The organism is Pedobacter puniceum, assembly GCF_009674685.1.
Lineage (GTDB): Bacteria > Bacteroidota > Bacteroidia > Sphingobacteriales > Sphingobacteriaceae > Pseudopedobacter > Pseudopedobacter puniceum.
This window is the reverse complement of the sequence record NZ_WKJI01000002.1, coordinates 538336-550408: the sequence shown is the minus strand read 5'-3', so window position 1 is coordinate 550408 and position 12073 is coordinate 538336. Positions and strand designations below refer to the sequence as shown.

Genomic DNA, 12073 nt, shown 5'->3' with positions numbered 1-12073 from the left:
TGCTTTTAAATGGAAACAAAAAACTTTTATACAATTTTAAGGTTAAAAAGCCATTTATTATTGTATAAAAGTTTTTCATGCTTGAAAATACTTAAGCTATTGTAGTATTCTCGATAAGAAGTTTACCCTTGTAGTAAAGATTACCGTCTACATTGTAGGCTCTGTGTGGCAAATGAACTGCACCAGTTTCTTTACAAGTCCATAATGATGGAGCTTCTGCTTTATAGTGCGTTCTTCTTTTATCTCTTCTAGATTTTGATATTTTACGCTTTGGATGTGCCATTTTTTCCTATTTTTTAATTATTTTTTGATATTCTTTAAAGCTGCCCAACGGGGATCTACATCACCGTTATCTTCACTGTCTTCTGCTGATAGTTCTTGTAACTTTGCAATCATTTCTTTATCACAAGCATCAGTATTTCCTGGATTATCACACATGTTAATGTATGGAGCTGCCAGGGTAATCATTTCATAAATGAAAGTTGAAGTATCAACTTCAACATCATTTTTTGTTAAAACAATAACTTCGTCTGTCTCGTCTAAATCATCTTCTTGAGAGAATTTAGCGATGAGTCTATCACGTGTATCAATTGTTTGAGGATATTCTGCTAAACAACGGTCACAATCCAGATAAATAAACCCTGTAATGTGAAAATCTAATACTAACATAGTTTCTTGTCTATCTAAAACAAGATCTACTTTTAGTAAGCCGTTTTTAACTAGCGAATATTCAAACTCTTTGAAAAAGCCACCATCAACATCAAAATTGAATTGATGAAGACCCAGCTTTAACCCCGTAAACGGAACCGAATATTGTTTAAGTAATTTCAAAGTCCGACAATTAAGCCTGCAAATTTAGGAAAAATAATTAAGCTGTAAAGGTTTTTTTCAAAATGTATGATTCTGCCCTAAAGCTTTTTACAACGTCTTTGTATAAAATGCGGTTATTTTTTAGTCTCTATCTCGGCTCATTTTAGAAAAAGCTAGGGTGTTTGCAGTTAGTTCTGCCTGTTCTCTTCTACTTTTTACAATATGAATAGCTGCAAATAAAGCTTCTCTGAAAGATGCTGGTACAGCTAAATTTTTACCTGCAATGTCATATCCGGTACCGTGGTCTGGTGATGTTCTTACTACCGGTAAGCCTGCTGTAAAGTTAACGCCGCTATTAAAACTCATAGATTTGAAAGGAATCAGACCTTGATCGTGATACATGGCTAAAACAGCATCAAATTTTGCATAGGCTTGGTTGCCAAAAAAACCATCGGCCGGGAAAGGACCAAAAGCAAATACACCAGCTTCTGCGGCAGCCTCAATAGCCGGAATAATAATTTCTTGTTCTTCTTTACCTAGTAAACCATTATCTCCAGCGTGTGGGTTTAATCCTAAAACTGCAATTTTTGGTTTTTCTACCCAAAAATCATTTTTTAAAGATTGGTTCATCAGCTTTAGCTTAGAAACTATATTTTCTACTGTGATATGGCTAGCAATATCTTTCACTGGGATGTGCCCTGTAACTACACCTACTTTAAAGTTCTCGCTTATCATAAACATTAAAGCATCCTGTCCGCCAGCTTTTTCTTGTATAAATTCTGTATGGCCGGGAAATTTAAATTCCTCACTTTGGATGTTGTGTTTATTGATTGGAGCGGTAACTAAGGCATCAATTTTGCCAGAGACTAAATCATCAGTGGCTCTTTGCAAAGACAATAAAGCATATTTACCACCTGTTTCATTAGCTACACCAAGTTCTATTTTCACATCTTCTTCCCAACAATTAATCATGTTAGGTTTACCATAATGTGCCTGACTAGCATCAGGGACAACCTGGAAAATAAATTCATGAATATCAGCTGCTTTTCTATGAAAAGAAGCAACTTTGGTATGCCCGTAAACTATAGGAGTACAATATTTGTAAACCTCGGCCTCCATTAAAGTTTTGATGATAACCTCTAAACCTATACCATTTACATCGCCTATAGAAATACCAATTTTTAATTGCTCGCTCATAAAAATGAATCTAAATTTTGTGCAAAATAAATATTTTGAGTTTAATCTTCGGGTATTAACGTTAATCTTTACGTAATTTGTGACGTTTTTTAATCAATATGAGTCAGGTAAAAGCCAAGAAACATTTAGGACAGCATTTTCTAACCGATAAAAATATCGCTGAAAAGATTGTCAATTCTCTTATCCATACCCATAAATACAAGAAAGTTTTAGAGGTTGGTCCAGGAATGGGTGTCTTGTCTGATTTCTTACTAAAAAAGGAAGCCTTTGAGACTTATTTAATAGATATTGATACCGAGTCTTTTGAATATCTGCATAGGCAATACCCAAATTTGGGTGATAAATTGATTAATGCAGATTTTCTTGCACTTAATTTCAAGGATATATTTCTAGAGCCTTTTGCCATTATTGGAAACTTTCCATACAATATCAGTTCGCAGATATTATTTAAGGTTTTAGAGAACAGGCAACAGGTACCAGAAGTGGTTGGAATGTTTCAAAAAGAAGTTGCAGAGCGCTGTGTGGCCAAGCCAGGCAGTAAAGAGTATGGTATCTTAAGCGTTTTTTTGCAGGCTTATTATAAGTGCGAATATCTTTTTACGGTAAAAGCCGGTGTTTTTAATCCACCGCCTAAAGTGCTCTCGGCAGTTATTAGGTTAAGTAGAAATGAAGTTGCAGATTTAGATTGTGATGAAAAACTGTTTTGGCAAGTGGTAAAAGCCGGTTTTAACCAAAGAAGAAAAACATTAAGTAATGCTTTAGCAGGCATTATACCAAAAGATAAACAAGACGATACAGAAGTTTGGACATTAAGAGCAGAGCGTTTAAGCGTAGCAGATTTTGTGAAATTAACTAATTTAATAAGCCTAAATATCAAAGAAAATTAACTCATCTAAAATAGATTTTAGTTTTAAAATTAACGATTACAAATATGGAACAAGATATAAGATGGGAGCAAAGGTTTTCAAATTATGTGAAAGCGCTAAATAAGCTTACCCAATCCATAGAATACATCAAGACCAATTATACCAATAAGAAAGAACTGGTTCATGATAAAGATTTTGTATTAGATGAAATGTTAAGAGAAGGATTGATTCAAAGGTTTGAATATACTCATGAATTAGCTTGGAATGTGATGAAGGATTATGCTATTTACCGAGGTAACACTAACATTGGAGGTAGTAGGGATGCATCTAGAGAAGCTTTTCAGCTTCAACTAATTGCTGATGGAAATGTGTGGATGGATATGATTAGCAGCAGGAATAAAACCTCACATACCTATAATGAAGAAACGGCAGAAGAAATTTTTTCTAAGATATTAGAAGATTATTACCCGGCTTTTGTAGCGTTCAAAAATAAAATGGAAGAGAAAAGAAGTGAATTATATGGATAATTTGAAGGGTGATATTGGCTTAGAACCAGATGATATCCTAAAAATTAAAACTGTTTTTATGGAGTATCCTCAACTTGATAGCGTTTTAATTTATGGGTCAAGAGCAAAAGGTAATTATCGCCCAGCCTCTGATATAGATTTGACGCTTATAGGTGAAGATTTAACATCATCCATGTTAAGTGAGATTGAGTTTAAACTTGACGATTTGTTACTTCCTTACAAATTTGATATTTCTATTTATGATAAAATTACTGATGCTCGATTTCTCGATCATATCAATAGAATAGGAAAAGAATTTTATAGAAAACAAAATTAGCAGTGATTCTTCTTCTTTTAGAGGATGATTTAGCATAATAAGATGAAAAAAATATTAATTGTAGACGATTTGCATCCTGCTTTTAAAATAGCAGCACAAGATTTAGGTTATGAAGTGGATGATTTACCACTGATTAAAAAAAACGAAGTACTAGAAATTCTTCACCAGTACGAAGGTTTAGCTATCCGTACCAAATTTAGGGTTGATAAAGAAGTGATAGATGCAGCACCAAACCTAAAATTTGTTGCCAGAGCCGGAGCCGGAATGGATAATATCGAAGAAGCTTACGCTGATGAAAAAAATATTCAATTGATAAATGCACCCGAAGGAAATTCTGATGCTGTTGGAGAACATGCTGTGGGTATGCTTTTATCTTTGATGAACAACTTACGCAAAGCAGATATTGAAATAAGAAATGGGAAATGGGACCGCGAAGGTAACCGTGGTTATGAGTTAAAAGGCAAAACGGTTGGTATTATTGGCTATGGCCATATGGGGCAAAGTTTTGCTCGTAAGCTTAAAGGTTTTGAGGTAAAAGTTTTGGCTTATGATAAATACAAAACCCGTTTTACTGATGATTTTGCCACAGAAGCCAGTATGGAAGAAATTGTAAAATATGCTGATGTTTTAAGTTTACATATTCCTTTAACTAAAGAAACCCGCCAGATGGTTGATGAAGAATATCTAAGACATTTCCGTAGACCTATTTTCTTTATTAACCTAGCCAGAGGCGAAATTGTAAACACTCAAGCGGTTTTAAACGCCATTAAAGAAGGTAAGATTTTAGGTGCCGGATTAGATGTTTTAGAGACTGAAAAATTTCCGGCTTTGGGCGAGCAAAATTGGTATGCTACTTTAAGCGAAAACCCCAAAGTATTGTTAAGTCCGCATGTTGGTGGTTGGACATTTGATTCTTACAGAAAAATATCAGAAGTATTAGCTGATAAATTAAAAAATTTGGAATTGTAAAACCAAAAATATTATCTTAGTAATGATTGAAGCAAGACTATGTCGGTTAAGACCAGATATAGTCTTGTTTGTTTTTTAAGAGCTTGGTATCAGTCCGGGCTTTTTTTTCAATAACCAAAATTAAAAGAGATTATGACAGAGGTTGCGTATTTTACCAAAGAAGGTTTAGAGAATTTAAAACAAGAGCTGCAATACCTAAAAACAGAAGGAAGAGCAAAAATTGCTGCTGCTATTGCCGAGGCAAGAGATAAAGGAGACTTATCTGAGAATGCAGAATATGATGCAGCCAAAGAAGCGCAAGGACATCATGAAACAAAAATTGCAAAGCTTGAAAATACTTTAGCAAATGCAAGGTTAATTGATGAGTCTAAAATAGATACTTCTAAGGTTTTGGCTTTATCTATTGTTAAAATCAAGAACTTAAAAAATAATGCTACCATGACGTATCAATTGGTGGCAGAAAATGAAGCCGATTTAAAATCTGGTAAGATTTCTGTTAAATCACCTATAGCGCAGGGTTTGTTAGGCAAATCTGTTGGCGATAAAACCGAGATTACAGTTCCGGCTGGTAAAATCGAGTTTGAGATTATGGAAATTAGCAGATAACATCAACATAAAAAACATGTCTAGCATATTTAAAAAAATCATTGATAAAGAGATTCCGGCACATATTGTTGCAGAGTCTGTAGATTTTCTTGCTTTTCTGGATATCAGTCCGTTAAGAGAAGGGCATGTTTTGGTAATACCTAAGCAAGAGGTAGATTATATTTTTGATGTAGAGGATTCTTTATACGTAGAGATGATGCTATTTGCAAAAATTGTAGCCCGAGGCCTGAAAAAAGCAATTCCTTGTAAAAAAATTGGTGTTGCCGTTATTGGTTTAGAAGTACCACATGCTCATATACATCTTATTCCTATGAATAGCGTTTCTGATATGGATTTTAGTAAGCCAAAACTATCGCCTACACAAGAAGAATTAAGCCATACAGCTTTAAAAATATTAGAAGCTTTAAGGGAAGATTAAAGTTTTGCTGGAAGAAGTTAAAAGCCTCGAAATACAATTTCGAGGTTTTTTTTATGATTTAATTAGGCCTTCTTTCCTGTTTTATTCAGGATTGTTTGAGTTAAGTATATTGTTTAGGCTTGGTAAGAAAATAGCCTGTTTTATTTATATTGCAAAAGATATAAGTTGGTGGGTTATAGTCTTATAAGCTTTATTAATAATTTCTCTTTATGAAGCAGAGATTTTAACCACTAAAGGGCAATAAATTTTAATTGAATAACAATTTAATTGATCAGGTTTAATGAACATTAAAACACTAGTACTGATTATCATTAATAGTTTGATTGTATTGGTGATTGCTTTATTATCTTTTTCGTTTTATGAGCAGTTTTCAAGTGTTTTGAACGATCGTATTTTAATGCAATTGAATTCAATCGAAGCTCTTGAAAGTATACAAATAGAAAACCTAGTAAAGTCAGAATGGGAAAGCTTTGCATCATCTGAAGAGTATAAAGAAGATATTGATAGTACTTTAGTGCTTTCAGACAGTATCAAAAACATAAATGGTATTCATGATTTTACGCCTTATCACAAAGATAAAAAGGCAACAATAGGTTTTGTTTTAAACTCTAAGAAAGGCAGAAAAATCAAGGTTATAGATTATAGCAACATACAAAATATTCTTTTAGAAAGAACTGGTATGGGCGAGAGTGGGGAGACCTATTTGGTTGGTGAGGATTTTAGAATGCGTTCTGAATCTCGTTTTCTACCTGATAAAAAACCTTATGATATAGCAGTAAAAACAGAAGGGGTAATAAGTGCTTTAAAAGGGGTTAACGGAAGAGGTATTTTTAAGGATTACAGAGGTGTGCCGGTTTATAGTGTTTATAGCCTTATTCAAATTTCAAATTTGAAGTGGGTTATCCTCTCTGAAATTGATGTAAGCGAGGTTACTAAGCCTTTAGAAAAATTAAAAATGAGGCTTATGGCCTTAACACTCATCATTTTTTTAGTAGCTGTTACCCTATCTCTTTTCCTAACAAGAATTATTGTTAATCCAATAAAGAACATGCAAAACAGTCTCAGAGTGATGGCTAAGGGCGATTATAATCAAACCATTGAATATAAAAAAAGTTCAAACGAGATTAAAGAAATGTTTGAAGCACTGTCTAACCTGAAGGCTTCGTTACAAGGTGCTGTAAAATTTTCTGAAGCAATTGGCAATATGAATCTGGAAACAAACTATGAGCCTAGTAGTACTAATGACGTTCTTGGAAAAAGCCTTCTAACAATGAGAAATAAACTTATTGATTATAAAAATAAAGAAGATGATAGCAGAATAATGGCTAAGCGCTTGTTGGTAAACGGATTGGAAAATGAAAGGCGTAGACTTTCAAGAGAACTTCACGACGGCTTGGGGCCTTATTTAACATCTTTAAAGTTTTATATAGAAAATAACGTCAAAGATGAATTGAAGAAAACGGAGATGAAGAAAATAGTGGATGAGGCGATTTCGGAAGTAAGATTGATGTCTAATGCATTAATGCCCGCTTCTATAGATGATTTTGGGATTGGAGTAACACTAACCAACTATATAGAAAACTTAAATAAGTCAACTAATATTAATATTGAATACGAAGATCTAACTAAACAAGAAGATTCTAATATTTCTAATCATCAAGGCATTAATCTTTTTAGAATAAGTCAAGAGCTTATTAATAACTCTTTAAAACATTCTAAAGCAAAAAATATAAGGATTACGCTTTCAGAATTTGATGAGTTTATTTCTCTTTTTTATTTTGACGATGGGCTTGGTTTTGATATGAACTCTGTTAAATTAGGGTCAGGAATTATTAATATCAAAGAGCGTGTAGAAATTTGTAATGGTAGTATTTTGATTAGTGCTTTACCCGGAAATACAACTTTCGAAATTGAATTACCTATTGAACTATGAATGAAATTAAATTAATAATAGCTGATGATCATGAACTCTTTAGGATTGGGCTTGCAGAGTTACTTAAAAAGCATGATGATATTAAAATTGTTAAAAGTGTTGCTGATGGGGTAGAGTTGATGGATGCACTTAACAGTGGGCTTAATGCAGATATAGTTTTGCTAGACCTTACCATGCCCAATATGGATGGTTTTCAAGTTTTAAAAGGAATAAAAAGCTTAAACGCTAATATAAAACCTATTGTAATTTCTATGCATAGCGTGGGTAACTACATTGCAAAATGTGCCAAAATGGGCGCATACGGTTACTTATTAAAGAATACTGATGAGTCTGAATTGGTATTTGCAATAAGAAATGTTTACAAAGGGAAGAAACATTTTAGTGCAGAAATTTCTGAAAAAATGATAAACTTTATGTCTACTCAAAGCGTTAGCGAAAATGTTTTATCAAGGAAAGAAATTGAGGTTTTAGGATTAATTTCTAAAGGGTTAACCACAAAAGAAATTGCAGCTAAACTATTTGTAAGCACACGTACTATAGAAACACACCGCACCAGTATTCTTAAAAAGTTTGAAGTAAAAAATACTGCCGAGCTTATTAAAAAAGCAACAGAAATAAATCTGATTTAATTAAATTAGCAGAAATATCCGTATAAATACGGATACAAATAGCGTAAATTCTTATAATACTAAATTAATACTACTGACTGTAAATTTATAGAGAACAATAAAAATAACGGTTATGAAAAAAGTAGCATTAATATTAGGGTTATTTGTCTTATCGTTTGGGGCATTAGCACAAGAAAAAAGTGAAGTGAAACAAAGTGATTTAAAAGGTCCAGAATATAAAAATTTTAAGTCTTGGATGCATAAAGCAGTGCCAACAAAAATACAGTCGGCTTCAACTGTAAATACACTTCAAGGGCCAGCATATAAAAATCAAAATCTTAGAAAAAATACGTCAAATACTGAAATGGCTTTGGTAAGCACTGTTGGCAATGAGCAGCAAAATTTAAAAGGACCTGCTTATAAAAATTACAATCATTTTAGCAGAAAAGTAAATTAAGATAAGGTTTAAAGTGTAATTTATATACACTCTTAAAGTTCTTAAAGAGTTGTCAGACCTGAAACAAGAGTCTGGTTAAAAAAAATGGGAGAGTCTTTCTTTTAAGACTTTCCCATTTTTGTTTTATGGTTGTGTATTTAAGATAAATTGATTTTTAATTTGTAGTATTTCTGTTGAGAGATAAGGAAATTGAGTGATTATTGTGAATGCGGTTATTTTGGCGGTATTATAGGTTGTTAGCCTTCACTAGATACATTACAGCTTAAGCAATCAAGAAAAGAGACCACAATTTAATTGCTGCCTCTTATATTGAAGTTATAGGGAAGATGTTTAGTTATTGTTAAAGGAAATATAAGCCATCAAATAATCATTATATTTATCTAATGCATCTAAAACCGCTGTTTTATATTTTTCTGGGTTTGCTTTAACATTGAAAGTAAACTCGCCTGTTGCCCTACCGTTACCAACTAAACCTCCACTAAAAATGGCTGTTATATCACCCAAAACATCACTTTTAAATTTTTTCATACTCTCTGGCATTCCCTTAGCACTTTCAATTTTTTCGGCATATTGGGCTTGAGAAACCACTCCTTGTCCGTTTTTAATAATAGCATTACAAAAACCATAATTATCGCCAGCAAATAAAGCATAAGAACCATCGCCACGCATTACGGCACCTTCTGTTACTGCTTCTACGGTAATAACAGGGTAAATAGTGGCTTTAGTTTTGGTGGTTACCGTATTGCTAGAACTACTCAAAAATCCATATTCAGTATCTTTAGAGATACTTTGGGCGATATAGGCAAAATCTATAGTTAATAAAACTTGGCCTATTGGATATTTTAACTCATTAGCTAATCTAGAGTGTGCTCCCATCATCATCACAGGAAATTCTATATATGGTCCTTTGTTGGCAGTATAGACATTAGCAACACCCCAATTTTTCTTGTAGGTTTGACGCTCATTACTAGCATTTTTTTCTAGAAGTGTGGCATAGTGTTTAGATTCTTTGTATTTATCTGAAACTGTGAGCCCTCTGCTTTGAAGTTTTTCAGCTAATCTTTTGTAGTATTCATCAGTAATTTCTTGAAAAAGAGCATCGTCAACTCCTTCCAAAAAAGCCCATGATATGGCAGAACCAGCGTCTCTTTTAACCGATTTCTCACTGGTAGCAACTTTAAAACGTAGGTTAACACTTGTTAAAGCTAACTCAGATGCTTTTTTAAACGGAGAGCGGTAAGTGCCTTTTGGAGCAAACATTTTGTCTACTTGTTTTTCGCTCACTTGTGCAAAAACTGTAGTTGTTAAGCATAAGCTAGCTGTTAAGCAGTATGCTACTAATTTGTTTAAGGATAAATTTTTCATTCTTTAATATTTTTATGACTTCAATAATGATGATAAAGTTGCCATTGTTTTAGCCAGATTACCATACGAATAAATTCGTATTTTGCATCAATCAATAAACTCATTAGTATTTCATTAGCTTATGAAAACAGCTATTTTATCACTTTTCTTATTTATCCAATTATTTTCTTATTCAGCTATTTTAGCACAAAGTAAAGCTCAACTAGAGATAAATCAATTCATTGATAAAACCAAAGCAGTAATGGGGCAGCCCGACTCTATGTTATACTATGCAGATTTAGCTTATCAAAAAGCAAAAACAATTAACGATACCAAGGGCTTGGCTACAGCAGCTAAATTTAAAGGAGTAGCCAACTATTTTAAAAGCGACTTTAAAGCATCGTTAAAACATTATCAAGAAGCTTTAAAGTTGTTTAGCACATTAAAAGACACCGTTGAAATTGCAAAAGCTAACTTAAATATCGCTACTACTTATAGTGCATCTGCTGAGCATCAATATACTATTACCTATGCTTTAAAAGCATTAAAATTATTTGAAAAAATTGGGGATGAGAATGGGCAAGGAAGGGTGAATAACCTTTTAGGTATGGTATATTTTGAGCAGGCTAACTATAAACAGGCTATTACCTATTTTAGGTATTACTTAAGAAATGCTTTACACGTAAAAGACCTTAATGAGACTGCCTCTGCTTATAATAATATTGGTTCTACTTTTACTTCTTTAAATAAGATAGATTCTGCTATTTATTATCTGCAATTAGCCAGACAGAAAAATATCGAAATTAATAACCTGCCTGCAAATACCCCTGTTTTAATTAATCTGGGCGAATTATTTATTAAAAAAAGAAATTATCAGCGAGCTATCATCTATTTAAATGAGGCTTTAACTATTTCAGAAAAAATTGGTAATCAAGATTTAAAAATGAAGGCATTTTATAACCTTGCTTACGCCCACACCAAAACAGGGATGTTAACGCTAGCAGAAAAAGAATTTAAAAATGCTTTACAAATTGCACAAACATTAAATGATAAAGAAATTTTGTATAACAGCTATGCCGAGCTAGCAAAATTGCAACAGCAGAAAGGCAGTTATAAAGAGGCTTATGAAAATATCAATAAGGCTTTTATACTTAAAGATTCTGTATTATTCTTGAACAATCAGAAGAGTTTACAAGAGCTACAAACTAAATACGAAACCAGTAAGAAAGAACAACAAATTACCAATCTAAACCAAAAAAACTTAATACAAGCGTTAAAAATAAAACAACGTAACCTGTATCTTTTAATAGCTGGGGTAGTATTAACTTTGGTGGTTATTGGTGCTTACTTTGTTTATCAAAAAAAGAGAGAAAAAGAAAAGCAACTGATACTAAAAGCCCGTTTAGAAAAGCAAATCTTAGCAGAACAGGCAAGACAAAAGATGCAATCTGAAAAAGTAAGAATTTCTAGAGAATTGCATGACCATATTGGCTCTTACCTTACCTTTATCAATAACGCGATGACCGGTATGGTAGAAAACAAAACTCAAGACTATGATAAAATTAACCAAGTACAACAACTTACAACAGAAACTATAAAAGAACTTAGAAAAACAGTTTGGCTAATTAACAAAGAAGCTGTAAGTGTAGAAGAATTAGCCATAAAACTTAGAGATTTCTTCAAAAGTATTTCTTTTTTGACTGTCATAGATGAAGGGCAAACAGACAAAATTATTGATGCTACAAAAGCCACAGAAATTTTCAGAATTGTACAAGAAGCTGTAAACAACGCACTTAAACATTCCCAAGCATCGCTTATAGATGTTAAGCTTGAGGTTAGCGATAAGCAATTAAATATTATGATTACAGATAATGGAAAGGGTTTCAAAGAAGCTGATATAACTGCTGGTTTTGGTTTGGATAATATGAAAAATAGGGCCGCTAATATTGGTGGAGTTTTACATATTACTTCAGACTTTCATACGGGAACGAATATAAACGTCATTATTAAACTTTCATAAAT

General features: G+C 32.8%; 14 protein-coding genes. 10 read left to right on the top strand and 4 right to left on the bottom strand.

Going from position 1 to position 12073, the window contains the following annotated elements:
• Positions 1-91: 91 nt before the first annotated feature.
• The 3 genes from rpmF to pdxA all read right to left on the bottom strand — a co-directional run bounded on the left by rpmF (position 92) and on the right by pdxA (position 2007).
• The gene (rpmF, locus tag GJJ64_RS09040) at positions 92-283 is read right to left on the bottom strand and encodes a 50S ribosomal protein L32 (RefSeq protein WP_026905222.1); all 192 of its coding nucleotides are present in this window, start codon (positions 281-283) and stop codon (positions 92-94) included.
• Between the two features lie 17 nt (positions 284-300).
• Positions 301-831, bottom strand: a complete 531-nt coding sequence (locus GJJ64_RS09035) for a YceD family protein (protein WP_154287478.1) — start codon at positions 829-831, stop codon at positions 301-303.
• A 120-nt stretch (positions 832-951) separates the two neighbouring features.
• A complete protein-coding gene (gene pdxA / locus GJJ64_RS09030) occupies positions 952-2007 on the bottom strand; it encodes a 4-hydroxythreonine-4-phosphate dehydrogenase PdxA (protein WP_154287477.1) in 1056 nt (351 codons plus the stop codon).
• Between the two features lie 98 nt (positions 2008-2105).
• Between pdxA and rsmA the strand changes: the two genes are divergently transcribed.
• From rsmA to GJJ64_RS08985, 9 genes are all read left to right on the top strand, one after another.
• Positions 2106-2894, top strand: coding sequence for a 16S rRNA (adenine(1518)-N(6)/adenine(1519)-N(6))-dimethyltransferase RsmA (rsmA, locus tag GJJ64_RS09025; protein ID WP_154287476.1), 789 nt, complete (start codon positions 2106-2108; stop codon positions 2892-2894).
• Between the two features lie 44 nt (positions 2895-2938).
• Positions 2939-3400 (top strand): nucleotidyltransferase substrate binding protein, encoded by a 462-nt coding sequence (locus GJJ64_RS09020; RefSeq protein WP_154287475.1) that lies wholly within the window; start codon positions 2939-2941, stop codon positions 3398-3400.
• Complete coding sequence (locus GJJ64_RS09015) at positions 3393-3716, top strand: nucleotidyltransferase domain-containing protein (protein WP_154287474.1); 324 nt, start codon at positions 3393-3395, stop codon at positions 3714-3716. The genes GJJ64_RS09020 and GJJ64_RS09015 overlap by 8 nt, the downstream gene beginning before the upstream one ends.
• Positions 3717-3758: 42 nt before the next feature.
• Positions 3759-4685 carry a 2-hydroxyacid dehydrogenase gene (locus GJJ64_RS09010; RefSeq protein ID WP_154287473.1) on the top strand — a complete coding sequence of 309 codons (927 nt, stop codon included), beginning with the start codon at positions 3759-3761 and terminating at the stop codon, positions 4683-4685.
• Positions 4686-4817: 132 nt separating this feature from the next.
• A complete protein-coding gene (gene greA, locus GJJ64_RS09005; protein ID WP_026905229.1) occupies positions 4818-5291 on the top strand; it encodes a transcription elongation factor GreA in 474 nt (157 codons plus the stop codon).
• 16 nt (positions 5292-5307) lie between these two features.
• Positions 5308-5709 carry an HIT family protein gene (locus GJJ64_RS09000; RefSeq protein ID WP_154287472.1) on the top strand — a complete coding sequence of 134 codons (402 nt, stop codon included), beginning with the start codon at positions 5308-5310 and terminating at the stop codon, positions 5707-5709.
• A 280-nt stretch (positions 5710-5989) separates the two neighbouring features.
• Positions 5990-7642, top strand: coding sequence for a sensor histidine kinase (locus GJJ64_RS08995; RefSeq protein WP_154287471.1), 1653 nt, complete (start codon positions 5990-5992; stop codon positions 7640-7642).
• A complete protein-coding gene (locus GJJ64_RS08990) occupies positions 7639-8271 on the top strand; it encodes a response regulator (RefSeq protein ID WP_154287470.1) in 633 nt (210 codons plus the stop codon). The genes GJJ64_RS08995 and GJJ64_RS08990 overlap by 4 nt, the downstream gene beginning before the upstream one ends.
• Before the next feature lie 112 nt (positions 8272-8383).
• Positions 8384-8707, top strand: a complete 324-nt coding sequence (locus GJJ64_RS08985) for a hypothetical protein (protein WP_154287469.1) — start codon at positions 8384-8386, stop codon at positions 8705-8707.
• Positions 8708-9037: 330 nt separating this feature from the next.
• On the opposite strand, the gene GJJ64_RS08980 is transcribed toward GJJ64_RS08985, so the two are convergent.
• The gene (locus GJJ64_RS08980) at positions 9038-10072 is read right to left on the bottom strand and encodes a hypothetical protein (RefSeq protein WP_154287468.1); all 1035 of its coding nucleotides are present in this window, start codon (positions 10070-10072) and stop codon (positions 9038-9040) included.
• 121 nt (positions 10073-10193) lie between these two features.
• Between GJJ64_RS08980 and GJJ64_RS08975 the strand changes: the two genes are divergently transcribed.
• Entirely contained in the window at positions 10194-12071 is a 1878-nt protein-coding gene (locus GJJ64_RS08975) for a tetratricopeptide repeat-containing sensor histidine kinase (RefSeq protein WP_154287467.1), read from the top strand.
• Positions 12072-12073: the final 2 nt, after the last annotated feature.

Coding starts and splice junctions, on each gene's coding strand:
- rpmF (WP_026905222.1), bottom strand. CDS start 283: ATGGCACATCCAAAGCGTAAAATATCAAAATCTAGAAGAGATAAAAGA.
- pdxA (WP_154287477.1), bottom strand. CDS start 2,007: ATGAGCGAGCAATTAAAAATTGGTATTTCTATAGGCGATGTAAATGGT.
- rsmA (WP_154287476.1), top strand. CDS start 2,106: ATGAGTCAGGTAAAAGCCAAGAAACATTTAGGACAGCATTTTCTAACC.
- GJJ64_RS09020 (WP_154287475.1), top strand. CDS start 2,939: ATGGAACAAGATATAAGATGGGAGCAAAGGTTTTCAAATTATGTGAAA.
- GJJ64_RS09015 (WP_154287474.1), top strand. CDS start 3,393: ATGGATAATTTGAAGGGTGATATTGGCTTAGAACCAGATGATATCCTA.
- GJJ64_RS09010 (WP_154287473.1), top strand. CDS start 3,759: ATGAAAAAAATATTAATTGTAGACGATTTGCATCCTGCTTTTAAAATA.
- greA (WP_026905229.1), top strand. CDS start 4,818: ATGACAGAGGTTGCGTATTTTACCAAAGAAGGTTTAGAGAATTTAAAA.
- GJJ64_RS09000 (WP_154287472.1), top strand. CDS start 5,308: ATGTCTAGCATATTTAAAAAAATCATTGATAAAGAGATTCCGGCACAT.
- GJJ64_RS08995 (WP_154287471.1), top strand. CDS start 5,990: ATGAACATTAAAACACTAGTACTGATTATCATTAATAGTTTGATTGTA.
- GJJ64_RS08990 (WP_154287470.1), top strand. CDS start 7,639: ATGAATGAAATTAAATTAATAATAGCTGATGATCATGAACTCTTTAGG.
- GJJ64_RS08985 (WP_154287469.1), top strand. CDS start 8,384: ATGAAAAAAGTAGCATTAATATTAGGGTTATTTGTCTTATCGTTTGGG.
- GJJ64_RS08980 (WP_154287468.1), bottom strand. CDS start 10,072: ATGAAAAATTTATCCTTAAACAAATTAGTAGCATACTGCTTAACAGCT.
- GJJ64_RS08975 (WP_154287467.1), top strand. CDS start 10,194: ATGAAAACAGCTATTTTATCACTTTTCTTATTTATCCAATTATTTTCT.